The organism is Halomonas faecis, assembly GCF_010993975.1.
Classification (GTDB): Bacteria; Pseudomonadota; Gammaproteobacteria; order Pseudomonadales; family Halomonadaceae; genus Halomonas; species Halomonas faecis.
Genome location: NZ_JAACZO010000056.1, coordinates 54,190 through 79,394, shown reverse-complemented (window position 1 = coordinate 79,394; position 25,205 = coordinate 54,190). Strand labels below are relative to the sequence as shown.

General features: G+C 66.5%; 28 protein-coding genes and 1 tRNA gene. 11 read left to right on the top strand and 18 right to left on the bottom strand.

From position 1 onward, the window contains the following. Positions 1–6: 6 nt before the first annotated feature. The 9 genes from GFD32_RS16205 to GFD32_RS16165 form a co-directional block, all read right to left on the bottom strand. On the bottom strand, positions 7–1,131 hold the full coding sequence (locus tag GFD32_RS16205; RefSeq protein ID WP_163577638.1) for a RodZ domain-containing protein: 1,125 nt from the start codon (positions 1,129–1,131) through the stop codon (positions 7–9). Positions 1,132–1,160: 29 nt separating this feature from the next. Then, positions 1,161–1,889, bottom strand: coding sequence for a type IV pilus biogenesis/stability protein PilW (gene pilW / locus GFD32_RS16200; protein ID WP_163577637.1), 729 nt, complete (start codon positions 1,887–1,889; stop codon positions 1,161–1,163). Positions 1,890–2,008: 119 nt separating this feature from the next. Next, positions 2,009–3,136, bottom strand: a complete 1,128-nt coding sequence (gene rlmN / locus GFD32_RS16195) for a 23S rRNA (adenine(2503)-C(2))-methyltransferase RlmN (protein WP_163577636.1) — start codon at positions 3,134–3,136, stop codon at positions 2,009–2,011. 62 nt (positions 3,137–3,198) lie between these two features. Continuing rightward, the gene (ndk, locus tag GFD32_RS16190; protein WP_163577635.1) at positions 3,199–3,627 is read right to left on the bottom strand and encodes a nucleoside-diphosphate kinase; all 429 of its coding nucleotides are present in this window, start codon (positions 3,625–3,627) and stop codon (positions 3,199–3,201) included. A gap of 201 nt (positions 3,628–3,828) precedes the next feature. Next, entirely contained in the window at positions 3,829–4,155 is a 327-nt protein-coding gene (locus GFD32_RS16185) for a HesB/IscA family protein (protein ID WP_163577634.1), read from the bottom strand. A 31-nt stretch (positions 4,156–4,186) separates the two neighbouring features. Next, positions 4,187–5,335 carry an aminotransferase class V-fold PLP-dependent enzyme gene (locus GFD32_RS16180; protein WP_163577633.1) on the bottom strand — a complete coding sequence of 383 codons (1,149 nt, stop codon included), beginning with the start codon at positions 5,333–5,335 and terminating at the stop codon, positions 4,187–4,189. Between the two features lie 40 nt (positions 5,336–5,375). After that, a complete protein-coding gene (gene iscR / locus GFD32_RS16175) occupies positions 5,376–5,846 on the bottom strand; it encodes a Fe-S cluster assembly transcriptional regulator IscR (RefSeq protein ID WP_163577632.1) in 471 nt (156 codons plus the stop codon). Positions 5,847–5,979: 133 nt separating this feature from the next. After that, positions 5,980–6,858, bottom strand: a complete 879-nt coding sequence (cysE, locus tag GFD32_RS16170; RefSeq protein ID WP_163577631.1) for a serine O-acetyltransferase — start codon at positions 6,856–6,858, stop codon at positions 5,980–5,982. Between the two features lie 107 nt (positions 6,859–6,965). Further along, positions 6,966–7,727 (bottom strand): RNA methyltransferase, encoded by a 762-nt coding sequence (locus GFD32_RS16165; protein WP_163577630.1) that lies wholly within the window; start codon positions 7,725–7,727, stop codon positions 6,966–6,968. Between the two features lie 241 nt (positions 7,728–7,968). Between GFD32_RS16165 and GFD32_RS16160 the strand changes: the two genes are divergently transcribed. Beyond that, on the top strand, positions 7,969–8,763 hold the full coding sequence (locus GFD32_RS16160) for an inositol monophosphatase family protein (RefSeq protein WP_163577629.1): 795 nt from the start codon (positions 7,969–7,971) through the stop codon (positions 8,761–8,763). 216 nt (positions 8,764–8,979) lie between these two features. Here GFD32_RS16160 and secF read toward each other — a convergent pair whose 3' ends face one another. From secF to queA, 5 genes are all read right to left on the bottom strand, one after another. Then, complete coding sequence (gene secF, locus GFD32_RS16155; protein ID WP_163577628.1) at positions 8,980–9,906, bottom strand: protein translocase subunit SecF; 927 nt, start codon at positions 9,904–9,906, stop codon at positions 8,980–8,982. Between the two features lie 9 nt (positions 9,907–9,915). Beyond that, complete coding sequence (secD, locus tag GFD32_RS16150) at positions 9,916–11,766, bottom strand: protein translocase subunit SecD (RefSeq protein WP_163577627.1); 1,851 nt, start codon at positions 11,764–11,766, stop codon at positions 9,916–9,918. A 110-nt stretch (positions 11,767–11,876) separates the two neighbouring features. Next, the gene (gene yajC, locus GFD32_RS16145; protein ID WP_163577626.1) at positions 11,877–12,206 is read right to left on the bottom strand and encodes a preprotein translocase subunit YajC; all 330 of its coding nucleotides are present in this window, start codon (positions 12,204–12,206) and stop codon (positions 11,877–11,879) included. A 93-nt stretch (positions 12,207–12,299) separates the two neighbouring features. Further along, positions 12,300–13,418 carry a tRNA guanosine(34) transglycosylase Tgt gene (gene tgt, locus GFD32_RS16140; protein ID WP_205599157.1) on the bottom strand — a complete coding sequence of 373 codons (1,119 nt, stop codon included), beginning with the start codon at positions 13,416–13,418 and terminating at the stop codon, positions 12,300–12,302. 32 nt (positions 13,419–13,450) lie between these two features. Then, positions 13,451–14,497, bottom strand: coding sequence for a tRNA preQ1(34) S-adenosylmethionine ribosyltransferase-isomerase QueA (gene queA / locus GFD32_RS16135; protein WP_163577624.1), 1,047 nt, complete (start codon positions 14,495–14,497; stop codon positions 13,451–13,453). A gap of 148 nt (positions 14,498–14,645) precedes the next feature. Between queA and GFD32_RS16130 the strand changes: the two genes are divergently transcribed. Continuing rightward, positions 14,646–14,732: transfer RNA gene (locus GFD32_RS16130), tRNA-Leu, on the top strand. A gap of 156 nt (positions 14,733–14,888) precedes the next feature. Here GFD32_RS16130 and GFD32_RS16125 read toward each other — a convergent pair. Beyond that, positions 14,889–15,509, bottom strand: a complete 621-nt coding sequence (locus GFD32_RS16125; protein ID WP_240455685.1) for an exopolysaccharide biosynthesis protein — start codon at positions 15,507–15,509, stop codon at positions 14,889–14,891. After that, complete coding sequence (locus GFD32_RS16120; protein ID WP_163577623.1) at positions 15,499–15,660, bottom strand: hypothetical protein; 162 nt, start codon at positions 15,658–15,660, stop codon at positions 15,499–15,501. Before GFD32_RS16120 ends, GFD32_RS16125 begins: the two co-directional genes overlap by 11 nt. A 198-nt stretch (positions 15,661–15,858) precedes the next feature. Between GFD32_RS16120 and rnk the strand changes: the two genes are divergently transcribed. The 3 genes from rnk (at position 15,859) to GFD32_RS16105 (ending at position 18,246) form a co-directional block, all read left to right on the top strand. After that, positions 15,859–16,272: a nucleoside diphosphate kinase regulator gene (gene rnk / locus GFD32_RS16115; RefSeq protein ID WP_163577622.1), complete on the top strand. Its 414-nt coding sequence runs from the start codon at positions 15,859–15,861 to the stop codon at positions 16,270–16,272. Positions 16,273–16,304: 32 nt separating this feature from the next. After that, entirely contained in the window at positions 16,305–16,922 is a 618-nt protein-coding gene (locus GFD32_RS16110) for a LysE family translocator (RefSeq protein WP_163577621.1), read from the top strand. A 94-nt stretch (positions 16,923–17,016) separates the two neighbouring features. Continuing rightward, on the top strand, positions 17,017–18,246 hold the full coding sequence (locus tag GFD32_RS16105) for an EAL domain-containing response regulator (RefSeq protein WP_163577620.1): 1,230 nt from the start codon (positions 17,017–17,019) through the stop codon (positions 18,244–18,246). Here GFD32_RS16105 and GFD32_RS16100 read toward each other — a convergent pair. Then, complete coding sequence (locus GFD32_RS16100; RefSeq protein WP_163577619.1) at positions 18,186–19,838, bottom strand: isovaleryl-CoA dehydrogenase; 1,653 nt, start codon at positions 19,836–19,838, stop codon at positions 18,186–18,188. The genes GFD32_RS16105 and GFD32_RS16100 overlap by 61 nt on opposite strands. Positions 19,839–19,969: 131 nt before the next feature. Here GFD32_RS16100 and GFD32_RS16095 point away from each other — a divergent pair, with 131 nt between their 5' ends. Further along, positions 19,970–20,455, top strand: a complete 486-nt coding sequence (locus GFD32_RS16095; RefSeq protein ID WP_163577618.1) for a glutathione peroxidase — start codon at positions 19,970–19,972, stop codon at positions 20,453–20,455. 2 nt (positions 20,456–20,457) lie between these two features. On the opposite strand, the gene GFD32_RS16090 is transcribed toward GFD32_RS16095, so the two are convergent. Next, entirely contained in the window at positions 20,458–20,847 is a 390-nt protein-coding gene (locus GFD32_RS16090; RefSeq protein WP_163577617.1) for a DUF7079 family protein, read from the bottom strand. Between the two features lie 199 nt (positions 20,848–21,046). On the opposite strand from GFD32_RS16090, the gene fabV reads away from it, so the two are divergent. The 5 genes from fabV to GFD32_RS16065 all read left to right on the top strand — a co-directional run bounded on the left by fabV (position 21,047) and on the right by GFD32_RS16065 (position 25,203). After that, on the top strand, positions 21,047–22,243 hold the full coding sequence (gene fabV, locus GFD32_RS16085) for an enoyl-ACP reductase FabV (protein ID WP_163577616.1): 1,197 nt from the start codon (positions 21,047–21,049) through the stop codon (positions 22,241–22,243). A 53-nt stretch (positions 22,244–22,296) separates the two neighbouring features. Continuing rightward, positions 22,297–22,497 (top strand): hypothetical protein, encoded by a 201-nt coding sequence (locus tag GFD32_RS16080; RefSeq protein ID WP_163577615.1) that lies wholly within the window; start codon positions 22,297–22,299, stop codon positions 22,495–22,497. Between the two features lie 93 nt (positions 22,498–22,590). After that, complete coding sequence (locus tag GFD32_RS16075; protein WP_205599154.1) at positions 22,591–23,565, top strand: GlxA family transcriptional regulator; 975 nt, start codon at positions 22,591–22,593, stop codon at positions 23,563–23,565. Positions 23,566–23,687: 122 nt separating this feature from the next. Continuing rightward, positions 23,688–24,245 (top strand): isochorismatase family protein, encoded by a 558-nt coding sequence (locus GFD32_RS16070; RefSeq protein ID WP_163577614.1) that lies wholly within the window; start codon positions 23,688–23,690, stop codon positions 24,243–24,245. After that, complete coding sequence (locus tag GFD32_RS16065; protein ID WP_240455684.1) at positions 24,232–25,203, top strand: GlxA family transcriptional regulator; 972 nt, start codon at positions 24,232–24,234, stop codon at positions 25,201–25,203. The genes GFD32_RS16070 and GFD32_RS16065 overlap by 14 nt, the downstream gene beginning before the upstream one ends. Positions 25,204–25,205 lie beyond the last annotated feature (2 nt).

The window sequence follows — 25,205 nt, the reverse complement described above, 5'->3', positions numbered from 1 at the left end:
GGCGGATCATTCTCCCAGAGTGAAGCGAGCGACGTTGTTGGCGCCAGCGCGGCCGGGGATGTCCACGACCTCGCCGCGCCATTCGAGCTCGACGCCGGTGGCGTTGCCCACGGTCAGTCGAAACGGCGGTTCGCCTTCGACGCGGGCAGTGGTGCCGGGTTCCTGCAGTCCCACGAAGATGCGCTCGTCGTTGGCGTCGAACACTTCGGTCCACGATTGCTGGTTGAAGGTGAACGTCAGCACGTTGGCGGCGGCTTCCGCGCTGCCGGCGTCCGACTCGGTAGCGGCATCGCTGGCGTTTGCCGAGTCGGGTGTCGGGGATGCCGCTTCGGCGTCGGCGATGGAGGCTGCGTCGCCGATGTCAGCGACGTCCCGGTCGTCGGCGTCGGCGGTTGTCGGCGCCTCGGCGGAGGCCGAGCCGGTGGCGGTCTCGCCGGCCGTCTCGGCATCCGCTGCCTCGGGCTCGGCCGGCGTGGTGGCCGAAAGCGTCTCGCTGGCGCTCGGGTCGACGCGATCGGCTGCGGTGAGGGCGTCGTCGGGCACGGAGGAAGCCTCGGGCTCGCCCCTCAGGGGGTCGACGCCTTCTTCCGGTAGCGGTGGCAGCCCTTCGTCATCGGTTGGCTGCTCTGGGCTTTCGACCACCGACGAGGTGCCGTCGAGGCCGTCCACGGAGACCGGACTGCTGTCGCTCAGGTCGGGCGGTTCGCCGCCGCCGCGGCTCTGCCACCATACCAGAGTCAGTCCGATGAGGCCGGCGATGACCAGCAGGGTGACCAGCTTGAACAGCCAGGCGCCGAGCCGCGACGGTGGCTTGGTGACCTGGACCGGCGTGGTGTGCTGCGGCGGTTCCTCATGGCCGAAACGGCGCGTGTAGGCGTCGAGGATGGGGCGTTCCTCGATGCCCAGCAGGCGGGCGTAGGCACGTAGGTAGCCGCGGCGGTAAGTCGCGATGGGCACCTGGTCGTAGGTGTCCTCCTCCAGGCCCACCACCACGGCAGGACGCAGGTTGAGGGCCGTGGCGACCTCGCCTCGGCTGAGGCCCTGCGTCTCGCGTTCGCGTCGCAGCAGCTCTCCGGGAGAGGAACTCTGTGACACGAGATCGGCGGCATCGGTGTCGTGGGTGTCGCTCATGGCTGAGCATCCTTCATGATAAGCGTTGTTCAGGGAGCGTCTGGGTCACCGCGCACTGTGTCGTCGGTGCTGCGGGCAGTGGCGATTTCGTCGGCCAGCGCGCGGGCCTCGGCCGTTTCGCCGGCCAGGCTGATGTAGCGTTCCAGTTGGCGCCGAGCCTGGGCGGGTTCGCCCTCGGCCAGTGCCAGGTCGGCCAGGCGCAGATAGGCCGCGGCATAGCGGGGGTCGAGACTGACGGCCCGTTCCAGGCTCGTGCGGGCAGCGTCGAACTCGCCCTGCTCGCGACGGCAACGCCCGAGATTGGCGAACAGCTGAGCGCGACGGCGGTACTGGGTATCCTGGGTGGCGCGCTCGAGCTGCTCGCAGGCTTCTGCGGTACGGCCCCGGTCATACAGAAAGGCGGCATAGTTGTTGCGCGCTCGCGTTAGCTCGGGATCGCTTTTCAAGGCGCGTTGAAAGGCTTCGTCGGCGAGCTCGTCCTCGCCCTGTCGCTGGTAGACCACGGCCATGGCTTGCAGTGCTTCCGGCGCGGCAGGGTCATGCTCCAGAGCGCGATCCAGGGCCGACATGGCGCGTGGCAGGTTGTTGCGCTCTAGGTAAGCGACCCCCAGCCGCGTGTAGGCTTCGGCGGCGCCGCCGTCAGCGTCGTCGACTCGCTCCAGCGTGCCCGCACAGCCGCCCAGCCACAGCGACCCGGCCAGGACTGCCGCGAGTGGCAGGGGCAAGGAGCGAGGTGGCAGCGAGGGATGACGCGTCATGGCATCCTCTTCACGGAGTGCATTGGACCGGTGGCGCTGACACAGGCATGCAGGCCGACCATGGCGAAAAGCCTGTCCATCAAAGCGCCGTGCCGGACTGAAGTCAAGGCAGGCACGGCTCAGTCGGCGTCGATCTGGATCGAGCGGATGTAGCGTTCGTGGCGGCGAGTGCGGTCCTTCACCCGCCCTACCAACTGGCCGCAGGCGGCGTCGATGTCGTCGCCGCGGGTGGTACGGATCGGTGCCGTGTAGCCGAGCTCATACAGCCACTGCTGAAAGCGCATCGCCTGGTTGCGCGACGGTTTCTCGTACCCCGAGTGGGGGAACGGATTGAAGGGAATGAGGTTGATCTTGCACGGCAGCTCGTGCAGCAGCTCGGCCAGCTCCCGGGCGTGCACCTGCTGATCGTTGACGTCCTTGATCAGGGTGTACTCGATGGTGACCATGCGCGTGTCGTCGCACTTGGCGAGATAGCGCTGGCAGGCATCGAGCAGCGTGCGGATGTCGTACTTGCGGTTGAGCGGCACCAGCTCGTTGCGCAGCTCGTCGTTGGCGGCGTGCAGCGAGATGGCCAGGCTCACGTCGAGTTCGTCGCCGAGCTTGTCGAGCATCGGCACCACCCCAGAGGTGGAAAGCGTGACACGACGCTTGGAGAGTCCGTAGCCGTTGTCGTCGAGCATCAGCTTCATCGCCGGCACGACGTTGTCGTAGTTCATCAGCGGCTCGCCCATGCCCATCATCACCACGTTGGTCACCGGGCGGTTGGCGGTGTCCTTGCGCGGTCCGACGCTGCGCTGGGCGACCCACACCTGGCCGATGATCTCGGCGGCCGTGAGGTTGCGCTGGAAACCCTGCTTGCCGGTGGAGCAGAAGCTGCAGTCGAGCGAACAGCCCACCTGAGAGGAAACGCACAGGGTGCGGCGCTTGCCGTCGTCGGCAGGGATCAGCACCGTCTCGACGTAGCTGCCGTCTTCTACCTCCAGCACCCACTTGCGCGTACCGTCACTGGAGGTGCCTTCGTAGACGACGCCGGGGCCGCGGATCTCGGCCACCTCGGTCAGGCGTTCGCGCAGTGTCTTGGAGAGGTTGGTCATGGCCGCGAAGTCGTCGCACCCCTCGTGGTGGATCCACTTCATCACCTGGGCAGCGCGGAATTTCTTCTCGCCGAGTGCGAGGAAGAAGTCTTCCATCGCCTCCCGGGACAGGCCGAGCAGGTTGGTTTTCTGAGGAGCGGTATCAGCGGTCATGGCATCACGCTATGGGGATGGGCTGGAGGCGGGGACCATGATGGCCCCCGCAAGGCATGCATTCAGCCGCGAGAACAGATTTCGTTCGCTTCGAAGAAATAAGCGATCTCGCGTGCCGCGGACTCGGGAGAATCGGAGCCGTGCACGGCGTTGGCGTCGATGGTTTCGGCGAAGTCGGCGCGGATGGTACCCGGCGCGGCTTCCTTGGGGTTGGTGGCGCCCATCAAGTCGCGGTTGGCGGCGATGGCGTCATCGCCTTCCAGCACCTGCACGACCACCGGCCCTGAGGTCATGAAGCCGACGAGGTCGTTGAAGAAGGGGCGTTCCTTGTGCTCGGCGTAGAAGCCTTCTGCCTGCTCGCGAGACAGGTGCAGCATCTTGGCGGCGACGATGGCCAGACCGCCCTTCTCGAAACGGCTCTCGATCTCGCCGATGACGTTCTTGGCGACGGCGTCGGGCTTGATGATGGACAGGGTGCGTTCGGTTGCCATGGGCGTACTCTCCGTGGGCGGTGCAGATGAGGATAGCGCCACGCCTTACCGAAACTCGCGGTGGAGTCGGCAGGCGCGGCGCTTCGAAAGAAGATGCGTCGGCCGTCAGCTCGGCGCAGACGGTTCAGCGCAAATGCAGTGGGCGCAGAGTATAACGCTCCTGACGGACGTTGAACAATCGTTGCTCCAGTGGCACGCGAGTCAGACGCTGAAGCTCTCGCCGCACCCACACTGATCCTTGACGTTGGGGTTGTTGAAGCGGAAGAAGCGGTTGAGCCCCTCGTTGACGTAGTCGACTTCGCTGCCGTCGAGCATCTCCAGGGCGTCGGGGGCGACATACACGGTCACGCCGCGTTCCTGGAAGGCGATGTCGTCATCGGCTGCCTGGTCGGCGAAGTCGAGCACGTAGCTGTAGCCGGAGCAGCCGCTGGGCTTGACCGAGACCCGCAGGCCCAAGCCGTGGCCGCGCTCCTCGAGCACCTGGCGGATCTGCTCGGCAGCGGCATCGGTGATCGAAAGGTGTGCCATGGTGGTTCTCCTGCAAGGGTGGATGGAGCGGCTAGCGCCGCAGGCCGGTGAGGGCATGATGCAGCGAGGCCAGCGCCTGGTCGATGTCCGCCTCGGTGGTGAACCGGCCGAAGCTGAAGCGCAACGAAGCCAGTGCCAACGAGCGCGGTACGCCGATGCCCTTCAACACGTAGGACGGCTCGACGCTCGCTGAGTTGCAGGCCGAGCCGGTGGAAAGCGCGATGTCGCGCAGCGCCATGAGCAGCGACTCGCCGTCGACGCCCTCGAAGGCCAGGTTGAGGATGTTGGGTACCGATACGGCGAGGTCGGTATTGCGATGGATGCCGTCGAGGTCGGCGAGGCCGGCTAGCAAGCGGTCGCGCAGGCCGGTGATGCGTGCCTGGTCGGCCTCGCCTTCGGCGGTGGTCAGGGCAATGGCCTCGCCCATGCCCACGATCTGGTGGGTGGGCAGGGTGCCGGAGCGCATGCCGCGCTCGTGCCCGCCGCCGTGGATCAGGGCCTCCACGCGGATGTCGGGATGACGCCTGACGTAGAGCGCGCCGATGCCCTTGGGGCCGTAGGCCTTGTGTCCGGAAAGCGACAGCAGGTCGATGCCGAGCCGCTCGACGTCGAGCGGGATGCGCCCCACCGCCTGGGCGGCATCGACGTGGAAGGCGGCGCCGCCGGCGTGGGCGACTTCGGCGAGTGCCGCCAGGTCGTGCATGCAGCCCAGCTCGTTGTTCACCGCCATCAGCGAGACCAGCACGGTGTCGGGGCGTAGCGCTTCGCGCAACTGTTCGGGCGTGACCCGGCCGTCGCGGCCCGGGGTGAGCCAGGTGACCTCGAAGCCCTCGGCCTCCAGCGCCGTGGCGGTGTCGACCACCGCCTTGTGTTCGACGATGGAGGTCACCAGGTGGCGGCCGCGTGCCCGGCAGCCGCGCAACAAGCCGGTCAGCGCCAGGTTGTCGGCCTCGGTGGCGCCGCTCGTCCAGACGATCTCGCGGGGGTCGGCGCCGATGGCATCGGCGACCTGGCGGCGTGCGCCTTCCACTGCCTGCTCCGCCTGCCAGCCGAGCATATGGCTGCGCGAGGCGGGATTGGCGAAGATGCCATCCAGGGTGAGGTGGCGGCTCATCGCCTCGGCGACGCGCGGGTCGACCGGGGTGGTGGCGGCATAATCGAGATAGACGAGGGCGCTCATGGGCTCGCGGACGTCTCCATGCTGAATGTCAGGGCCGGGGTCAGGGCGAGCTGGTGGCGATGGTGTCGGCGGTACGGGCGCTGCGTTGGCGGGCGGCGATGCGTTGTACCTCACCGTTGGCGACCAGTTGGCCCAGGGTAATGCCGTCGAGGAAGCCGCGAATCTGCTCGGAGAGATCGCACCACAGATGGTGAGTCAGGCAGGTGTCGCCCTGTTGGCAGTCGGACAGCCCCTGGCAGCGCGTGGCGTCTACCGACTCGTCGACGGCATCGATGACCTGCGACACGGAGATAGCGTCGGGCGATGCGTCGAGCAGGTAGCCGCCACCGGGGCCGCGTACGCTCTTGACCAGTTTCGCGCGGCGCAGGCGGGCGAAGAGTTGCTCCAGGTAGGGCAGGGATATCTCCTGGCGCCGGGAAATGTCGGCCAGACTGATGGGCCCCCGGTCGGCATGCAGGGCCAGGTCGAGCATGGCAGTGACGGCGTAGCGTCCCTTGGTGGTCAAACGCATGGCGAGCTCGTCGAATGCATAGCTGGCTTACCTCGGCGGCGGGCAGGCCGTCGCCCGGTTGGCGTTCGAGCCACCACCGACGGCAGGGCCACGGGAGTCGAACGATCATTATGGTAAAGACCCAGCGTGGCGGTCAACCATTCTCCTGCGGGCCATGCTGCGACGTCTTGCCGCGCTCGGCTGAGGTGTCGTCGTTGCCGCCATCGGGATGAGTCGGTCCGCAGCAGCTTTCCACGTCGGCCAGTATCTCGGCGAAGTCCTCGTCGCGCAGTTCGGGCAGACGGCCGTCGCGGTAGCCGGCGTCGAGCTTGCGCAGGGTCCGGCACATGCGTTCGATGCGCTCATCCACAGCGTGCATGTGATCGAGCATGGCCTGGATCGAGCGCGCCACCGGGTCGGGCATGTCCTCGCTGACACCGTAGGCGTCGAAGCCGAACTTGCGGCGCATGGCCTCGCGCCGCTCGGGGTCGACGGCCAGCACCTCGGTGGCATCGGGCTCGTCGCGTTTGACGATCTTGCCGGGAATGCCCACCACCGTGGCGCCAGGGGGGACCTCCTTGGTGATCACGGCGTTGGAGCCGATCTTGGCCCCGGCGCCAACCGTGAAGGGGCCGAGAATCTTGGCGCCGGCACCCACGATGACGCCGTCCCCCAGGGTCGGATGGCGCTTGCCCTTGTTCCAGCTGGTGCCGCCCAGTGTGACGCTCTGATAGAGGGTGACATCGTCACCTACCCTGGCGGTCTCGCCGATCACCACGCCCATTCCATGGTCGATGAAGAAGCGGCGGCCGATTGTCGCACCGGGGTGGATCTCGATGCCGGTGAGCCAGCGAGCGAGGGTGGAAAGCGTGCGTGCCAGCCACTTGAGATTCTTGTGCCATAGCCAGTGGCTCAGGCGATGGATCAGCAGCGCATGCAGACCTGGGTAGTTGGTCAGCACTTCCAGGAAGTTGCGTGCCGCCGGGTCGCGGGCGAATACGCTGTTGATGTCCTCGCGAAGGCGTTGAAACATGCGGTGGTCCTGTAGGGCTGGGGTGGCGGGGCGCTGGGCAGACGCCACCGGGGACGTTCTCCCATTATTGGGGGTGGGGCCAGGCCGCTGCAAGCGGCCGGCGGGAATCACTTCCCCGCGTCATCGTCGCGGTGGGCTTCGGCCTGCTGCTCGGTGGCAGAGAGAATGCCGCGCAGGATGTTGATCTCCAGGCGCTCGGGGCGGGCGCGCAGGGTGAAGCGGCGCAGCCGGGCCATCAGCTGGCGCGGTGTCGCCGGGTCATGGAAGCCGATGGCGATCAAGGTACGCTCGAGATGCTCGAAGTAGCGCTCGAGTTCGGCGTGACTGGCCAGGGAGGGTGGTTCTTCATCGGATGGTGCGTTGGCACCTTCGCCGGCAAGCCACGCCAGGCGGCACTCGTAGGCCAGCACCTGCACTGCCGTGGCCAGGTTCAGGGAGGCGAAGTCGGCGTTAGTGGGGATGTGCACGTGGGCGTGGCAGCGTTGCAGTTCGGCGTTGGTCAGGCCGCTGTCCTCGCGACCGAACACCAGGGCCACCCGGGTGTCGCTGCCGGCCAGTTCTTCGGGCAGGCGCGCGCCGAGCTCGCGTGGCGTGAGCATCGGCCATGGCAGGGTGCGCGAGCGGGCGCTGGCGCCCACGGCCAGGGTGCAGTCGCCGACGGCGGCCTCCAGGCTGGCATGGATTTGGGCGGCATGGAGCAGATGGTCGGCTCCCGAGGCGCGGGCGATGCTGTCGGCGGTGAGCGGCTCGCAACGCGGTGCCACCAGCGCCAGATCGGATAGCCCCATGTTGTGCATGGCCCGGGCCGTGGCTCCGATGTTGCCGGGATGGCTGGTGCCGATCAGAACGATGCGGATGCGCTCGAGCATGGCAGGCTTCCTTGGAGCGGATGATACGGAAGGCCTAGAGTCTAGCATGCTGGCTTCGGGCTTCGGGCTTCGGGCTTCGGGCTTCGGGCTTCGGGCTTCGGGCTTCGGGCTTCGGGCTTCGGGCTTCGGGCTTCGGGCTTCGAGTCCGATGGCGTGCCCCGCTCGCTTCTGCTAGGATTCGCGCCATCGTCACGAGCGAACGCTCCGTTCTTTAACACCACCGAGTTCCCAAGGCCCGATCATGCATCCGATGGTCCAATTCGCACTGCGTGCCTCGCGCAGCGCGGCCGAACAGTTCGTGCGCATTCGCGAACGTATCGAGAATGCCCATGAAGAGCACAATCTGCAGCGCACGCTGCAGGAAGCTGCCCGCAACGCCGAGACGTTGATCACTCGCCAGCTCTCCCGTGGCTACCCCCAGCATGGGGTAGTCGGCCGGTTCACCCCCTATCGCGAGGGAGAGGGCGAAGGGCGCGACGTGCTGTGGCGCATCGAACCCTTCCACGGCTACTCCAATCTTAGCGTGGCCGCTTCCGGTTTCGCGCTTTCCGTCGTTTGTCTGGTCAAGGGGCGAGCGGAACACGCCGTGGTGATCTGCCCTTTCAGCGGTGACGAATACCTGGCCAGCCGCGGGCGCGGTGCTCAGCTCAATGGCAAACGCATTCGCGTACCCAAGACCAAGTCGGTCGGTGGGGCCCGCGTTGCCTTGAGTTTGCCCGAAACCCCGCTGCGTAACCGCTACCTGCCCAACTACCTGACCCTGGCCCAGCAACTGGGTCCCCAGGTGGAGTTGCTGCGCGCCTCGGGCAGCGGACTGCTGGACCTCGCCGAGCTCGCCGCCGGTCACGTCGATGTGGCGTTCGTGCTGGGGCTGGATGAGCAGGACATGCATGTCGGCAGCTTGCTGCTCAAGGAAGCCGGAGCGCTGATGGGCACCCCGGACGGCCAGCCGGCCGTAACGGTGGATGGGCAATTGATGGCCGCCGGCCCGCGGCTCTACAAGGCACTGGTGCAGCAGCTCAAGCCGCATTTCTAAAGCCATGAGCTTTAAGCCTGAAGCCTGAAGCTAGAAGACAAACACCCCCACAGCCATGGCTGCGGGGGTGTTCTGCGTCTGGGGGAGTCGCATCATGCTGCTTTCGAGCTTCGAGCTTCGAGCTTCGAGCTTCGAGCTTCGAGCTTCGAGCTTCGAGCTTCGAGCTTCGAGCTTCGAGCTTCGAGCTTCGAGCTTCGAGCTTCGAGCTTCGAGCTGTCAGGGCAGTTGCTCTTCCTCCTCGTCCGCCTCTTTCGGCGGTGGAATCAGATCCTTGCGCTCCAGGTGCACGACCAGCAGCAGTGCCGCAGCGACGTAGATGGAGGAGAAGGTGCCGACCACGATGCCGATGAGCAGGGCTACCGAAAAGTAGTGGATCATGTCGCCGCCGAGTATCAGCAGCGCCAGCAAGACCAGCAGGGTGGTGCCGGAAGTGGCCAGAGTGCGCGACAGGGTGGCGTTGAGCGCCTCGTTGAAGATGGTCGGCATGTCGTCGATGCGCGAGGTGCGGATGTTCTCGCGGATGCGGTCGTAGACCACGATGGTGTCGTTGAGCGAGTAGCCGATCACTGCCAGCAGGGCGGCCAGTACGGTGAGATCGAACTCGAACTGGAACAGCGAGAAAATGCCGACCACGATGATCACGTCGTGAATCAGGGCCAACAGGGCGCCGATGGCGAACTTGTATTGGAAGCGGAAGGCCACGTAGAGCATCACGATGCCCAGTGCCACGAGCAGCCCCATGCCGCTCTGGTCACGTAGCTGGTCACCCACCTGGGCGCCGACGAACTCCGCGCGCACCAGCTCCACGCTGTCGCCCGACTGGCGCAGCAGCTCCACCACGCGCTCGCCCACGTCGGGGTCGAAGGCCTGCTGCAGACGAATCAACACTTCGGTGGAAGCGCCGAAGGTCTGCACCGAGACATCGCGGAACTCGGCAGCCTCGAGGATTTGGCGTATGGCATCCAGCGACGGCGCCGCCGAGTAGCGCACCTCCACCAGAGTGCCACCGGTGAAGTCCAGTCCCAGGCTGAGCCCCTGGAACAGCAGCGAGACGATCGCTACCAGGAGCATGACAGCGGAGGCTGCGAAAGCGATCCGCCGCTTGCCCATGAAATCGAACTGTCGGTTGATGAGGGTCTTCATGGTCACCTCTTAGATCCAGAGCTGCTTGACCGGCTTGCCGCCGTAGGTGAGGTTGACCATCGCGCGAGTCACCAGCAGAGCGGTGAACAGCGAAGTCAGTATCCCCAGCGACAGGGTCACGGCGAAGCCCTTGACCGGCCCGGTGCCGATCGAGAACAGGATCACCGCTACCAGCAGGGTGGTGATGTTGGCGTCGATGATCGAGCTGAAGGCACGCTCGTAACCGGCGTGGATGGCCTGCTGTACCGACAGGCCGGTACGTAGCTCCTCGCGTATTCGTTCGAAGATCAGCACGTTGGCATCCACTGCCATGCCCAGAGTGAGCACGATGCCGGCGATGCCGGGCAGCGTCAGGGTAGCGCCGAGCAGCGACATGGCGGCTACCAGCAGGGTCAGGTTGAGCGCCAGAGCGATGTTGGCGAAAACCCCGAACACCTTGTAGCGCACCAGCATGAAGGCCACCACCAGCAGCAGGCCGATCTGCACCGACATGATGCCGCGCTCGATGTTCTCGGCGCCCAGGCTCGGGCCGATGGTGCGCTCCTGCACGAAGTAGATCGGCGCGGCCAGCGAGCCGGAACGCAGCAGCAGCGCGAGCTCCGCTGCTTCGGTGGGCGAGTCGAGTCCGGTGATGCGGAAGCTGTTGCCCAGGGCGCTCTGGATGGTGGCCAGGCTGATGATGCCGCGCTCGGTGTAGGGCTCGCGCACGGTGACTTCCTCGCCGTCTTCCATCACCGTGCGTTCGCGAGTCTTGTGCTCGATGAACAGTACCGCCATGTTGCGCCCTATGTTGGTACGCGTGGCGCGGTTCATCAGTGTGCCGCCGGTGCCGTCCAGGTCGATGTTGACCTGGGGGCGGCCATTCTCGTCGAAGCTGCGGTTGGCGCTCGATACGCTGTCGCCGGTGATGATGACGTCACGCATCAGGTCGGCGCTGCGGTTCTCGTCGTTGCGGAACGCGAAACTCTGGGTTTCGTTGTCCGGGGTGTCCGGGCGCGCCTCGAGACGGAACTCCAGGTTGGCGGTAGCACCCACCACGCGCTTGGCGGCCACGGTGTCCTGCACGCCGGGCAGCTCGACCACGATGCGATCCGGCCCCTGGCGTTGCACCATGGGCTCGGCCACGCCGAGTTCGTCGACGCGGTTGCGCAGCGTAGTCAGGTTCTGCTCGATGGCGTAGTCCTGGATCTCGGTGACCGCCTGGTCGGTGAGGGTCATCTCCAGCAGCGCGGCTCGTCCATCCTCTTCGCTGGTATAGTCGAAATCCGGAAACTCGCGGGCGATCAGGCTGCGGGCGGTGTCGCGATCCTCTTCGTTGGCGAAGGTGAAGGTGAGGGACCGTTCCTCGATCTGGGTATCGCGATAGCGGATGCGCTCGCTGCGTAGCTGTTCGCGGATGGCGCTGGCGTTGACTTCCAGCCGCTGCTCCAGAGCGGCGTCCATGTCCACTTCCAGCAGGAAGTGAACGCCACCACGCAGATCGAGCCCCAGCGTCATGGGCGAAGCGGACAGCGACTGCAGCCACCCGGGGGTGGACTCGGCGAGGTTGAGCGCCACCACGTAGTCGTCGCCGAGCCGTTCGGCGATCAGGTCGCGGGCGGGCAGCTGGTCGTCGGCGTCGTCGAAGCGGATCAGGACGCGGCTGTCATCCTGTTCCACGGCCTTGATGGCCATGCCGGCGTCGCGCAGCTCCTGCTCGATACGCTCGAGCTGACTGCCGCCGACGGTGCTGTCACCACGCTCGGTACTGATTTGGATTGCCGGATCCTCGGGAAAGAGGTTGGGCAGCGAGTAGATCAGCCCGAGCAGCAGCACGACGAGTATCAGCAGATACTTCCACAGGGGGTAACGATTGAGCATGGGAACCCTGCCCTAGGTTGCAGAAAGGGAGACCGGAGGGTGTCGCCACGGCACGATGCCCCGGGTGGCGGGCACGGCGGGGCATCGTGTGGTGTGCAGTGTTTTCCGGGTCAGATGGACTTGATGGTGCCCTTGGGCAGCACCGCCGCCACGGCGCTCTTCTGCACGTTGACCTCGGTGTTGTCGGCGATTTCCATGCTGATGAACTCGTCGCTGACCTTGGTGATGCGTCCTACCAAACCACCGCCGATGACCACCTCGTCGCCCTTGGAGAGGCCGCCGACCAGCTCTTTGTGCTGCTTGGCGCGCTTGGCCTGGGGGCGCCACAGCAGGAAGTAGAAGATCAGTACGAAGCCGACCAGCATGACGATCTGGGCGATGCCGCCGCCGGCGGCGCCGGCATCCTGGGCAAGGGCCGGCGAGATGAAGAAGTCCAGCATGATGAATGGGTCTCCTGAGTGTGTGACAAGACGGGTGAAAAATGGCGTCAGCCGGCGCCCGCATTCCTTTGGGTGCTGCCGGCTGGGGATCGGTCAATTCGGTGCGGGAGGAACCGGCAGGTCGCGCTGCGCATAGAAGCCTTCCACGAAGTTCGCCAATGTACCCGCTTCGATGGCACCGCGCAAACCGGCCATCAGGCGCTGGTAGTAGCGCAGGTTGTGGATGGTGTTGAGCATGGCGCCGAGCATCTCGTTGCAGCGGTCCAGGTGGTGAAGATACGCGCGTGAAAAGTGCCGGCAGGTGTAGCAGTCGCAGTCGGCTTCCAGCGGACCGGTAGCGTGGCGGTGTTTGGCGTTGCGGATCTTCACCGTGCCCTCGGCCGTGAACAGGTGGCCGTTGCGCGCATTGCGGGTGGGCATCACGCAGTCGAACATGTCGATGCCGCGACGCACCCCTTCCACCAGATCTTCCGGCTTGCCGACGCCCATCAGATAGCGCGGATGCTCGGGCGGCATCCAGGTCGGCAGGTAGTCGAGGGCACGCATCATCTCCTCCTTGGGCTCGCCCACCGAGAGCCCGCCGATGGCCAGGCCGTCGAAGCCGATGTCGAGCAGCCCCTTCAGCGAGCGCTCGCGCAGCTCGGGATGCATGCCGCCCTGGATGATGCCGAACAGGGCCGAGGGCGAGTCGCCGTGAGCCTCGCGCGAACGCTTCGCCCAGCGCAGCGACAGCTCCATGGAGGCCTCGGCCGTCTCGAAGTCGGCCGGATAGGGGGTGCACTCATCGAAGATCATCACCACGTCGGACCCCAGGGCGCGTTGCACGGCCATAGACTCCTCGGGTCCCATGAAGACCTTGGCGCCGTCCACTGGCGAGCGGAAGTGCACGCCTTGCTCGGTGATCTTGCGGATGTCGCCCAGCGAGAAGACCTGGAAGCCACCGGAATCGGTGAGGATGGGCCCCTGCCACTGGGCGAAGTCGTGCAGGTCGCCATGGGCCTCGATCACCTCGGTGCCGGGGCGCAGCCACAGGTGGAAGGTGTTGCCGAGGATGATCTCGGCGCCTATCTCCTCGACCATGGCGGGCGTCATGCCCTTGACGGTGCCGTAGGTGCCCACCGGCATGAAAGCGGGCGTCTCCACCGTGCCGCGCGGGAAGCTCAGGCGGCCACGGCGTGCCCGGCCGTCGCTGGCCAGGTGTTCGAAGGTCATGAAACAGTCGTTGCGCATGGGGCTCTCTGGAATCAGGCAGGCATTGGCGTGCGCGTCAGAAACATGGCATCGCCGTAGCTGAAGAAGGCGTAGCGTTCGGCCACCGCTTCGCGATAGGCCGCCATGGTCGTCTCGTATCCGGCGAAGGATGATACCAGCATGAGCAGGGTCGATTCCGGCAGGTGGAAGTTGGTGATCAGAGCATCGACGCAGCGCCACTCGTACCCCGGGTAAATGAAAATATCGGTCTCGCCGGTCAACGAGGCAATCGCACCGTCGGGGCTCGCCGCGCAGGCGCTCTCCAGGCAGCGCACGCTGGTAGTGCCCACCGCCACTACGCGGTTGCCGCGCGCTTGGGCGGCGCGTATCTGCTCGCAGACACCGGGCGACACTTCGACCCACTCGCTGTGCATCGTATGGTCACGGATGTCGTCGACGCGCACCGGTTGGAAGGTGCCGGCACCCACGTGTAGGGTGACGAAAGCGCTTTCCACGCCCTTGGTCGCCAGCGCCTCGAGCAGCGGCTCGTCGAAATGCAGGCCGGCGGTGGGGGCGGCCACGGCACCGTCACGTCGCGCATAGACGGTCTGGTAGCGCTCGCGGTCGGCGAGCTCGTCTTCGCGGTCGATGTAGGGCGGTAGCGGCATGTGGCCGTGCTGCTCCAGCAGTTTGATCAGCGGCGTCTCGCCCGGGAAGCGCACCGCGAACAGCGCCCCCTCGCGGCCCTCCACCACGGCGCGAATACCACCCTCGAAGACGAGCTCGGTGCCCGGTTTGGGCGATTTGCTCGAACGCAGGTGGGCGAGGCCGCGGTTGGCGTCGAGCGGGCGCTCGAGCAGCAGCTGGATGCGCCCGCCGCTGGCCTTGTGGCCGTGCAGACGGGCGGGAATCACCCGGGTGTCGTTGAACACCAACAAGTCGCCGGGCTCGAGCAGCTCGATGAGCTCGGGAAAACGACGGTGTTCGAGGGCGCCACTGGCACCGTCGACGCACAGCAGCCGGCAGTCGCTGCGTTGTTCGGAGGGGTAGCGGGCGATCAGTGCTTCGGGGAGTTCGTAATGGAAATCGGCGCGCTGCATGCGTTATGAGGCTCGAAAATCACGGATGTGGAGGGAACCGTGACGGCTGGACCGTCTGGACAAGCCGCCAAGGATACCGGCTCCTGGCTGCGAAGTCAGTCGCTTCGATTGACCTCTTCGGGTGCCCACGTATAATGCAACGCGCGTTGCCGGCGTGGCGGAATTGGTAGACGCAGCGGATTCAAAATCCGCCGGGTGCAAGCCCTTGTCGGTTCGAGTCCGACCGCCGGTACCATCAAATCAACCTCTTGGCTCTTCTCTCCCCGGTTGATTCCTTCGGTTTTTTCTAATGTGTCTACATTGTGTCAACCGATCTTCGGCGCGTACTTGATGGCGTCAAGTGGCCGGCAAGCGTGGCAGGTAGTGATCTCCGGTATCGCCCCAGTGCACCTCAGCTGAGTCCCATCACCACCAGCGCCAGGGTGGTTCCCGTCAGCAGGTATCCCAACAACGCCATCAGGCCGTCGTCGGCAAACAGCGCCAGGCCGAACAGCGTCAGCGCCAGCCCGGCGCCGTTGGCGGTGAAGGGGATCAGCTCCATGGGCGGCATGGCCAGGGCGATCAGCAGGCAGGTGAGGGCGACCGCCAGGTGGGCAGGGGGACGCGTGAGCCGACGTAGCCGCGGCTTTAGGAAACGGTCGACCCAGCCGGCCGGCCGCTCCAGCCACTCCAGTGCCTGGCGGTAGCGTTGGCGCGATGCCCGGCGGGCGAGCAGCCAGCGCGGCAGCCACAGGTGTTCGCGGCCCAGCAGCAACTGAGCGGCCGTGAGCGCCACCAGGCTGGCCATCAGCGTGGGAACGCCAGGGATATCGCCGATCAGCGGGGCGAGGGTGATCAGGCCGGCGATCAGCAGGAAGGGGGCGAAGGTTCGTCGCCCCACGCAGTCCAGAATGGCTTCGAGACTGACGCTGTCGTCGTATCGGCCGGCGTGCTTGAGCCTGTCGATCAGGCTCACCAGTCCGGTGAGACGCTCTTCCGGCATCTCGGCGGCATTGGGCTGTTCAGCGCCCATGGCGGGAGGTCCGGCGGGTCCACAGCAGAATGGCGCCCAGCACGACTAGGACGATACCTACGAAGCCGCCCGGGCTGGTCGTCTGCCAGCCGACGATCATCAACACGGGGCCGAGAACCATGAGCGCAATGGCGAAGGTGCGTACGGTCATTGTGCACTTCCTGGCTGGATGTGCCGTCAGTGTAGCGTCATTGAGCGCAGGAGTTCAGGGGGCTGTCGCCTTGGGTATGGATGGCGTATGGTGGTGAGTATACAGTCCTTCTCCCGCATGGCGGGCGGAGGGCTGTTTTCGTTGGATGGCCGGTTTTGCGTCCACAAAGCGTTGATTGGAACGGATCAAGGAGGGCGTATGACGTCCCGTCCCCCCATCATCATCAATCGGCTCGATGCCGAACGGCTGCAGCGTCTCATCGACGTGGTCAGCGGAGAGAGCCTGGCAGTCGCCGAGCTGCTGGAGGAAGAACTGGCACGGGGCGAGGTGATCGATCCCGAGGAGATCCCTGCGGATACCGTGAGCATGAACAGTCAGGTACAGTTCACCGATCTGACTCGCGACCGGCAGATGATTCGCACCCTCGTCTATCCGCATGCGCTGGCCGCCACGGAGGATGGCATCTCGGTGATGGCGCCCATCGGGGCGGCGCTGATCGGGCTGCGCGTCGGCGATGTCATCGACTGGCCGTTGCCCGGTGGCGGCGAAGCGCAACTGCGAATCGATGCCATCCTGTGGCAGCCGGAGCGTGAAGGGCAGTTTCACCGCTGAGCGCGCCGTTCGCTACCACTCAGGAAGTCGTCATGCCGTTATCGCTGTGGATGTCACTCGCTGCCGTGTGTGCCATGGGGGCCATGTCGCCGGGGCCCAGCCTGGCGTTGGTGCTGCGCCATACCTTGGGTGGCGGCAGGGTGCCGGGCATGGCGGCGGCGCTCTCCCATGCGCTGGGAGTGGGGTTCTATGCCTTGTTGACGGTGTGGGGCCTCGGGGCGCTGATCGTACGCTTTCCTACGCTCTTTCAGGGCATCATTTGGGCGGGGGCCGGCTATCTCGCTTGGCTGGGCATCAAGTCGCTACGGGCGGGACGCGGCGCCATGCTGGCTGCGTCCGCCGCCGAAACCACTCGCGTTCAGGCCGTGAGCGAAGGTTTTCTGGTGGCGCTGGGCAACCCCAAGCTGATTCTCTTCTTCGTTGCCTTGCTGAGTCAGTTCGTCACTCCGGAGACGAGCCTGGCGGGCAAGGCGGTCATCGTGGCCACTGCCATGCTCATCGATGGCGGCTGGTACGTGCTGGTGGCGATGTCGCTGTCGCATTCGCGGGTACTGCCCTGGCTGCAGGCACGTGCTCACTGGATACACCGCCTGACCGGCGTGATGCTGCTGGGGCTGGCGTTGCGCGTGGCGCTCGGCCCCCTGGGTTGACGCGCCAGCGTTGACTGCAATCGCGAATCGGTGGCGGTAACCGGCAATCGACGCTGCTAGCCTCAGTATGATTCTGTAACCGGAACCCCTGACGATGGATGACTTTACCAGCGAGGCTCGAGCGCTCGCCGTTGTGCTGGATGAGGACCCCGACGCGGCGGCGATCCTTTCCCACCAACTGGATGTGCTGGGCATGCAGAGTCGCTACCACCGCTGTGCCGCTGCCATGCTCGATGAGGTGGCGTCCAGCCGGCCGCAACTGGTGGTGATGGGGCTGGGCGTCGCCGACCCTGATGGCATCGCTCTGCTGCGGTTGCTTGCCGAGCGGGAGTACCGCGGCTGGGTGCTGCTGCTGGGTGGGGTCGAACCGAAGATCTCGCGCATCGCCGAGCGCGTGGGGCACACCCTCGGGCTGCAGATGCTCGGTTCGCTGGACAAGTCCATGCGGCTGGCCGAATTGCGCGAACGGCTCAGCGATGTGCGTCTGGGTAGCCAACCTCCCGGGGTGCCGACGCATACGCCGTTCTTTTCCGCCACCGAGCTGGAGTCGGCCCTGGCGCGTCACGAGCTGACGGTGCACTACCAGCCGCAGTTCGAGTTGGCCAGCGGGCGGCTGAGCGGTGTCGAGGCGCTGGTGCGCTGGGCCCATCCGGAGATCGGCCTGATCGGTCCGGCCAATTTCCTGCCGTTGCTCAGCGCCGGACAGAGCCGACGCCTGACCGCCTACGTACTGGAGCGGACACTGGCCGATGCCCAGCGGTGGCGGTATCAGGGGCTGTCCCTTTCGGTGTCGGTGAACGTGACCGCAGCTGACCTCATGTCCCCCGACCTGCTGGCGTTGACGCGCCATCGGGGGCCAGGCGAGCCACCACTGCTGGTGTTTGAGGTTACCGAGACGGCAGCCATGGACGACGAACTGCTGGGTTCCGAAATTGCCGCACGGCTGCACCTCAACGGTCTGGAGATCTCGGTGGACGACTTCGGCGTGGGCTTCTCGTCGCTGTCGCGGCTGCAGATGCTGCCGATCAGCGAACTCAAGGTGGATCGCAGTTTCGTGCGCCATTTGCATGCCGATCCTCAAGACGCCGCCATCGTCGAGGCGGTGGCGCTGCTGGGGCGCCGCCTGGGGCTGAGGGTGGTGGCCGAAGGACTCGAGGCAGCGGACAGCGTTGCCGCCTTGGAGCGCTTCGGCTGTACCCATGTGCAGGGCTTCGGGCTGTCGCGACCGGTCCCCGCCGAAGCCATCCCGATGCTGGCGCGGGCTCAGGCCACGGTGCGCGAAAGAATCGCTGCCAGCGGTGCGCCGGTGGGCATGACCCCGTAGACGGCGCTGGCATCGGCACCGAGACGCGTGCGGCAGAACGTTTCGCCGATCTCGGGCGGGGCGTGTTGCAACAGCAGAGCGGCCTGCAGACACTGTGCCAGCCGCTGCGTCAGCCAGCGGCCGCGTGGCTCGAGGGTCTCGGCGGGCTGCGTCAGTTCCCGCTCCAGGCCGGCCAGCGTGCTGTCGAAGTCGGGCTGCTGGCCACGGACGGCGACCAGTTCGGCTTGCAGGGCGGTGAAGGCCTCGGGGTGTCTGGCCAGCACGCGCAGCACGTCCAGGCAGATCACGTTGCCCGAACCCTCCCAGATCGAGTTCACCGGGGCTTCGCGGTAGAGCCGTGCCAGCGGCGACTCTTCCACGTAGCCGATGCCCCCCAGACACTCCATGGCTTCGGCCTGGAAGGCGGGGCCGCGCTTGTTGTGCCAGTACTTGGCCAGCGCCGGCAGCAGGCGTGCCAGCGCCGTTTCGTGGGCGTCTCCGCGGGCTGCGCCATCGAAGGCGCGGGCGGTGCGCAGGGCCAGTGCGATGCCGGCTTCCACTTCCAGCGTCAGATCGGCGATCACGGCACGCATCAGCGGTTGCTCGGCGAGCGCCCGGCCGAAGGCATGGCGCTCGCGGACGTGCAACCAGGCCTCGCGCAGTGCCTGGCGCATCATGCCTACCGGCGCGGTGGCGGCATCGAGGCGGGTCTGCTGGACCATGTCGAGGATGGTCGCCACGCCGCGTCCCGGTTCGCCGACGGGATGGGCCCAGGCGTCGCGGTATTCGATTTCTGCCGAGGCGTTGGCGCGGTTGCCGCACTTGTCCTTGAGGCGCTGCAGTTCGATGGCGTTGCGCTGGCCATCCGCAGTGAAGCGCGGTACCAGGAAGCAGCTCAGGCCGTCATCGGTCTGGGCGAGGGTCAGGAAGGCATCCGACATGGGGGCGCTGCAGAACCATTTGTGGCCGGTGAGTCGCCAGACGTCGCCGTCGCACTCGGCACGCGTGTCGTTGCTGCGCACGTCGCTGCCGCCCTGCTTCTCGGTCATGGCCATGCCGCAGGTCAGGCCGCGCTTGTCCGTCGAAGGCAGCGGGCGAGCGTCATAGGCGTGAGCCAGCAATCCCGGCGCCCATTCGGCCGCCACGGCCGGCGCGTGGCGCAGCGCCGGCATGGCGGCGTGGGTCATGGTCACCGGGCAGCAGAAGCCCGGCTCCGCCTGGGTCAGCAGGTAGAGGGCGGCCACGTGGGCCTGGTGTCCGCCCTGGCCTTCCTGCTGCCAGGCCACGGCATGCCAGCCGCCCTCGCAGGCCAGCGCCATCAGCTCATGGTAGGCCGGGTGGTAGGCGACTTCGTCGAGGCGCCGGCCGTGTCGGTCGAACAGGCGGAGCGTCGGGGGATGGACATTGGCGGCTTCGCCCAGGGCCTGGATGCGCTCGCTGCCCACGGCGCGTCCCAGGGGCGCCAGGCGCTCGCTCACCCATGCCGGCGCTTCGCGGGCCAGAGCCTCGCCCAGGGCCGGGTCGTCGGCGAGGAAGTCGCGGTTGCCGGGAGGCGCGGGTTGGTTGGTGACCCGATGGGTAGCGAGCTGCGTGCGTGGTGCCCGGTCGGTCATGGGGAACTCCGGCGGCAAGGGCTGACTCGCAGCATGGACAGCCGCGAGGCGGCGGTCAATGACTCGGCGACAGGGTGGTGTCGGCACGACTGACATGGCATCGTGGAGCATGACAGCAAGGCAGATGACCCATGGCCATTCACGAGCACGATTGTCATACCCACAGTGGTGAACCCTTCAATCTTCTGGCCCTGCAGGGTCAGGTGCTGCTGATCGTCAACGTGGCGAGCCGTTGCGGCTTCACGCCGCAGCTGCGCGACCTGGAACGACTCTATCGTCGCCATCGCGAACGGGGTTTCACGGTGCTGGGTTTTCCCTGCAACCAGTTCGCCCGCCAGGCGCCGGAGTCGGCGCTGGATTTCTGTGCGCTGGGCGGCCGTGAATACGGAGTGACCTTTCCGCTGATGCAGAAGGTCAAGGTCAACGGCCCGGGGGCGCATCCGCTGTTCGTGGAGCTCAAGCGTCAGGCACCGGGCGTATTGGGTACCACTTCGATCAAATGGAACTTCACCAAGTTCCTGGTGGCGCGAGACGGGCGGGTGATCCGGCGCTTCGCGCCCAACGCGTCCGGCCCCGAGCTAGAACGCGAACTCGAGAGAGCCCTGGACGAGGCATGAGGTCACTGGGGCAGTTGACCTCTGGCCACCGCCACGCGCTCGACCAGCTCGGTCCAGCGGTGGCGCGTCATCAGCGTGGTGAGTCCCGAGAACAAGGCCCAGACGCGGCGGCGCCAGCCGCTCAGGCGAAGGTTGTGGGCCACCAGTTGCTTCATCAGCTGGTAATCGTCGAAGCGCTGCCAGGCACCCGCCACCGAGAGCTGGTGGCGTGACAGGACCGGAGCCAGCTCGAGACGGAAGATCCACTCCAGCTCTTCGAGGGTCAGGTCGTGGCTCTGTATCACCTCCACCATGTGGCGATAGTCGCGTTCGCTCGGCTCGCGGTCCAGCCACAGCGGTGCCAGCGCCAGCCACAGGTCACCGCGTTCATCGACCAGCGTCTGCGCATCCATCCTTCCCTCCTGCCTGCATTATGCTCGAGACCGGCATCGTGCCCCAGCCGGGCCATGCGCTCAAGGGCGGACAGCGCCGGGCACGGCCGCTAGAATGTCGCCACGGTTCGCGACGACGTCCCTGGCTCGGCCAGGGTGCGACAGCTCATCCGCCCGGGCGACGCACGAGGTTCCCGGTCATTGATAGTAGAGGTATGACGTGATCATCAAACCCAAGGTTCGCGGTTTCATCTGCACTACCACCCATCCCGTCGGCTGCGAGAAGAACGTGCTCGAGCAGATCGAGGCGACCCGCCAGCGCGGTCTCGACGCCTCGCAGGGGCCGAAGAAGGTGCTGGTGATCGGCGCATCCAGCGGCTATGGCATGGCGGCGCGCATCACGGCGGCCTTCGGCTACGGTGCCGATACCCTGGGGGTGTTCTTCGAGAAGCCGGGCAGCGAGAAGAAACCGGGTACGGCCGGCTGGTACAACAGCGCCGCTTTCGACAAGTTCGCCAAGCAAGCGGGGCGCTACAGCAAGTCGATCAACGGCGATGCCTTTTCCCACGAGGTGCGCGAGAAGGCCATCGAACTGATTCGCGAGGACCTTGGACAGGTGGACCTGGTGGTCTATTCGCTGGCCTCCCCGGTGCGCAAGCTGCCCGATTCCGGCGAGGTCAAGCGCTCGGCGCTCAAGCCCATCGGCGAGCCCTACCGCGCCACAGCCATCGATACCAACAAGGACGTCGTCACCGAGGCCGAGGTGGAGCCTGCCACCGAACGGGAAATCGAGGACACCATCGCGGTGATGGGCGGCGAGGACTGGGAGCTGTGGATCGAGGCGCTGGACCGCGCCGGCGTGCTGGCACCCGGGGCGCGCAGCGTCGCTTTCAGCTACATCGGCACCGAGATCACCTGGCCGATCTACTGGCACGGTGCCCTGGGCAAGGCCAAGGAGGACCTCGACCGCGCTGCCGGTGAAATCGACGCCAAGCTGGCGGCCAGCGGCGGCGGTGCCAACGTGGCAGTGCTCAAGTCGGTGGTGACCCAGGCCAGCGCCGCCATCCCGGTGATGCCGCTCTACATCTCCATGGTCTACAAGGTGATGAAGGAGAAGGGGCTGCACGAGGAGCCCATCGACCAGCTCAACCGTTTGTTCGGCGAACGCCTCTGTGCCGGCGAGTTCACCACCGACGACGCCGGTCGCCTGCGTCTCGACGACTGGGAGCTGCGCGATGACGTGCAGCAGGCGTGCAAGGACCTGTGGCCTCGGGTGACCACCGAGAATCTCTTCGAGATTACCGACTATGCTGGGTACAAGCACGACTTTCTGAAGCTGTTCGGATTCGAGCGGGACGACGTCGATTACGACGCCGACGTGAACCCACGGATCGACTTCGATGTCGTCACGGTATGACCCCGGAGAGCAAGCCTTCCGTCGCCGGGGGAAGCAGGCAACGGAGGTAGGCAATGGACACCCGTGAAAGCAAGACTCCCGAAGAGGAGCTTCAGCACCTCAAGGAAGTGCGTCAGCCGGAGGATTTCGAGCATCCCGAGCCGGACGAGGGTCAGCCCGAGGCGCGCCAGTCGCCTCAGGGGTTGCACTGGATACTGCTGATCTCGGCGCTGCTCGCCGGAGCCATCCTGCTGTTCACGCTGGTCTGGCCTTGAGGCACGGGTTGGCCGACATGGCGCCTGGGCCACTCGGCGGCGTCGAGACGATCGAGTAACATCACAGGCTCGTTGTGCCAGGCGTCGTGCCGAATGCCCGAAATTCCCTCCACCGATGCTGCCACGCCGCCCCGTCGGGTCGGCACCCTGGTACTGCCGGGGTTCTCTCTGCTGGCGCAAGCAGGCGCGATCGAGCCGCTGATGGTGGCCAACCAACTGGCTGGGCAGCCGCTCTATCGGGTCGATGCGTTCAGCGCTGGCGGTGACCGGGTGGCCAGTCAGGCTGCCCTCAGCCTGGCGGTGGACGGCACGCTAGAGTCGCTGCCCGAGACGCTCGATCTGCTTATTGTGTGCGCGCCCACGCCGTTGCCGACGGGGCCATGGGCCCGACTGTCGGCGTGCCTGCGACGCCTGGCCGCGCGCGGTGTGACGCTGGTGGGGGTGAGCGGTGGCGGGGAGTTGCTGGCCCGCGCCGGCGTGCTGGACGGCTATCGGGCGACGCTGCCCTGGCAGTGCTTCGCCGACGTGGCGCGCGATTTCCCGCGGGTACGCTTGTCGCGGCAGCTGTTCGAGATCGATGGCGAGCGGCTCACCTGTGGTGGCGGCACGGCGGCCATGGACATGATGATGACGCTGATCGCCGCCCACCATGGCAGCGCGCTGGCCGAGCGCGTTTCCCAGCATTTCGTGCTCGAGCGCATCCGCATGGCCGATGAACCGGCACCGGGGCCCCTGCGCTCGCGGCTGGGCAACGCTCCGCCGGCGCTGCACGATGCCGTGCAACTGATGGAAGCCAACATCGAGGAGCCGTTGACCACCCACGAGCTGGCCGCGCACCTGGGCATTTCGCGCCGTCAGTTGGAGCGGCTGTTCAAGAAACACCTTCAGGCGGTGCCGGGGCGCTACTATCTCGATCTGCGCTTGCAGGAGGCGCGCCGCCTGCTGCATGACAGCGACTGGCCGGCCGGAGAGATCGCCATGAAAACCGGCTTCTCCTCGCCGGCCCACTTTTCCACCGCCTATCGCAACCATTTCGGGGTCACGCCCCGGGAAGAGCGGCTGGGCTGAGGGCTTCCCGACGGCGGGTCGATGATGGCCGGAAATGTCCGCTCTCCGTCCGGTGACGGCCGTCCGTGTCGTATCGTCCGGCGCTATGGTGAGGGCTCCATGTCCCATGAGAAACTCGCCCCATGACTACCGCCCTTCTGCTGATCGATGTCCAGGCTTCCTTTCCCGTTCGTGATTACTGGAACGAGGCCCTGGCCGACCCCTGGCGCGAGCGCCAGCGCGAACTGCTGGACCTCGCCCGTGAAGCCGGTCTTCCGGTAGTGCGCATCTTCCACGAGGCACCGGACAGCGGTACGCCCTTCGATCCCGAGCGTGGCCTGATTCGTCCGCTCGACGGCTTCGAGGATGCCGCCGCGGCGACCTTCCACAAGCGCGCCCACAACGCCTTCACCGACACCGGTCTCGAGGTCTGGCTGCGCGAGCGCGGCATTCAGCGGCTCGCGATCAGCGGCATCCGCACCGAGCAGTGCTGCGAGATTACCACGCGGGTCGCGTCCGATCTGGGCTTCGCGGTGGATTTCGTCGCCGAGGCGACTCTGACCTTCCCCATGACGCGCCATGGCCGCACCTGGAGCGCCGAGGAGATCCGCGCGCGGACCGAGCTGGTGCTGGAGGGGCGCTTCGCACGCATCGCCGACGTGGCGACCCTGAGAGAGGAGTGGTGCGGTGCCGTCGCCTGAGGGCGCGGGACTGACGGTCGGGGTGCTGATGCTCCCTGGCCAGGTGCCGCTGGACTTGGTCGGGCCGCTGCAAGTGCTGCATGCCGCCCAGCAGCAAGATGACGGCATCGCGATCTGCTACTTCGGCCCCCGCGCGTCGCTGGACTGGCTGGGGCCGCTGACCCTCGGCGGCATCGAGCCGCTGCCGCAGGCGCTCGAACCGCTGGATCTGCTGCTGGTACCCGGCCAGTACCGCCGCGGCATCGACCCCGAACTGCAGCCGGGCTGTGTCGATTGGCTGCGTCGCCAGGCTGGACAGGCCTCGACCCTGATGGGGATCTGCTCGGGGTCGCTGCTGATGGCCGAGGCGGGGCTGCTGAATGGGCGGCGTTGCACCACCCACCACACCCTGTTGGAACGGCTCCAGGGGCTGGCGCCCGAGGCTAGGGTGCAGGGTGACTGCATCTTCATCGAGGACGGGCCCTGCCTGACCAGCGCTGGTATCTCCACCGGCATCGACACCATGCTGCACTGGCTGACCCGGCGGCTGGGGCATCGCCTGGCGTTATCCGTGGCCCGGGAGATGGTGCTCTACCTGCGGCGCAGCGGACACGAGCCTCAGCTGGCCGGCTGGCTCGCGGGGCGCAATCACGTCGATGAGCGTATCCATCGCTTGCAGGATGCACTCTGTGCCGGACTCAAGGAGCGCTGGACTCTGGCGGGGATGGCCGAGCTCACGGCGCTGAGCGAACGCCATCTGCGTCGTCGCTTCGCCGTCGTGGCGGGCATGTCGCCCGGCGATTACCTGACGCGGCTGCGCCTGCAGCTGGCGCGCCAGTTGATGGAGGAGACGCCCTGGAGCCTGGCGCGCATTGCCGAGGAGGTCGGGCTGGGTGACGACCGCCAGCTGCGCCGCGCCTGGAAGCGACTCGAGGTGGGCTCGCCACGGGCATGGCGGCGTCGGCTCGCGGTGCAGTGAGC

What these genes read in the sequence shown, in the direction of transcription:
- queA (WP_163577624.1), bottom strand. Translation starts at nt 14,497, where the DNA reads ATGCAGCGCGCCGATTTCCATTACGAACTCCCCGAAGCACTGATCGCC.
- GFD32_RS16125 (WP_240455685.1), bottom strand. Translation starts at nt 15,509, where the DNA reads ATGGGCGCTGAACAGCCCAATGCCGCCGAGATGCCGGAAGAGCGTCTC.
- ndk (WP_163577635.1), bottom strand. Translation starts at nt 3,627, where the DNA reads ATGGCAACCGAACGCACCCTGTCCATCATCAAGCCCGACGCCGTCGCC.
- GFD32_RS16160 (WP_163577629.1), top strand. Translation starts at nt 7,969, where the DNA reads ATGCATCCGATGGTCCAATTCGCACTGCGTGCCTCGCGCAGCGCGGCC.
- GFD32_RS16110 (WP_163577621.1), top strand. Translation starts at nt 16,305, where the DNA reads ATGCCGTTATCGCTGTGGATGTCACTCGCTGCCGTGTGTGCCATGGGG.
- GFD32_RS16165 (WP_163577630.1), bottom strand. Translation starts at nt 7,727, where the DNA reads ATGCTCGAGCGCATCCGCATCGTTCTGATCGGCACCAGCCATCCCGGC.
- rnk (WP_163577622.1), top strand. Translation starts at nt 15,859, where the DNA reads ATGACGTCCCGTCCCCCCATCATCATCAATCGGCTCGATGCCGAACGG.
- rlmN (WP_163577636.1), bottom strand. Translation starts at nt 3,136, where the DNA reads ATGACCGCTGATACCGCTCCTCAGAAAACCAACCTGCTCGGCCTGTCC.
- GFD32_RS16095 (WP_163577618.1), top strand. Translation starts at nt 19,970, where the DNA reads ATGGCCATTCACGAGCACGATTGTCATACCCACAGTGGTGAACCCTTC.
- GFD32_RS16205 (WP_163577638.1), bottom strand. Translation starts at nt 1,131, where the DNA reads ATGAGCGACACCCACGACACCGATGCCGCCGATCTCGTGTCACAGAGT.
- secD (WP_163577627.1), bottom strand. Translation starts at nt 11,766, where the DNA reads ATGCTCAATCGTTACCCCCTGTGGAAGTATCTGCTGATACTCGTCGTG.
- cysE (WP_163577631.1), bottom strand. Translation starts at nt 6,858, where the DNA reads ATGTTTCAACGCCTTCGCGAGGACATCAACAGCGTATTCGCCCGCGAC.
- iscR (WP_163577632.1), bottom strand. Translation starts at nt 5,846, where the DNA reads ATGCGTTTGACCACCAAGGGACGCTACGCCGTCACTGCCATGCTCGAC.
- tgt (WP_205599157.1), bottom strand. Translation starts at nt 13,418, where the DNA reads ATGACCTTCGAACACCTGGCCAGCGACGGCCGGGCACGCCGTGGCCGC.
- GFD32_RS16080 (WP_163577615.1), top strand. Translation starts at nt 22,297, where the DNA reads ATGGACACCCGTGAAAGCAAGACTCCCGAAGAGGAGCTTCAGCACCTC.
- GFD32_RS16180 (WP_163577633.1), bottom strand. Translation starts at nt 5,335, where the DNA reads ATGAGCGCCCTCGTCTATCTCGATTATGCCGCCACCACCCCGGTCGAC.
- secF (WP_163577628.1), bottom strand. Translation starts at nt 9,906, where the DNA reads ATGAAGACCCTCATCAACCGACAGTTCGATTTCATGGGCAAGCGGCGG.
- yajC (WP_163577626.1), bottom strand. Translation starts at nt 12,206, where the DNA reads ATGCTGGACTTCTTCATCTCGCCGGCCCTTGCCCAGGATGCCGGCGCC.
- GFD32_RS16075 (WP_205599154.1), top strand. Translation starts at nt 22,591, where the DNA reads ATGCCCGAAATTCCCTCCACCGATGCTGCCACGCCGCCCCGTCGGGTC.
- GFD32_RS16100 (WP_163577619.1), bottom strand. Translation starts at nt 19,838, where the DNA reads ATGACCGACCGGGCACCACGCACGCAGCTCGCTACCCATCGGGTCACC.
- pilW (WP_163577637.1), bottom strand. Translation starts at nt 1,889, where the DNA reads ATGACGCGTCATCCCTCGCTGCCACCTCGCTCCTTGCCCCTGCCACTC.
- GFD32_RS16185 (WP_163577634.1), bottom strand. Translation starts at nt 4,155, where the DNA reads ATGGCACACCTTTCGATCACCGATGCCGCTGCCGAGCAGATCCGCCAG.
- GFD32_RS16120 (WP_163577623.1), bottom strand. Translation starts at nt 15,660, where the DNA reads ATGACCGTACGCACCTTCGCCATTGCGCTCATGGTTCTCGGCCCCGTG.
- GFD32_RS16105 (WP_163577620.1), top strand. Translation starts at nt 17,017, where the DNA reads ATGGATGACTTTACCAGCGAGGCTCGAGCGCTCGCCGTTGTGCTGGAT.
- GFD32_RS16090 (WP_163577617.1), bottom strand. Translation starts at nt 20,847, where the DNA reads ATGGATGCGCAGACGCTGGTCGATGAACGCGGTGACCTGTGGCTGGCG.
- GFD32_RS16070 (WP_163577614.1), top strand. Translation starts at nt 23,688, where the DNA reads ATGACTACCGCCCTTCTGCTGATCGATGTCCAGGCTTCCTTTCCCGTT.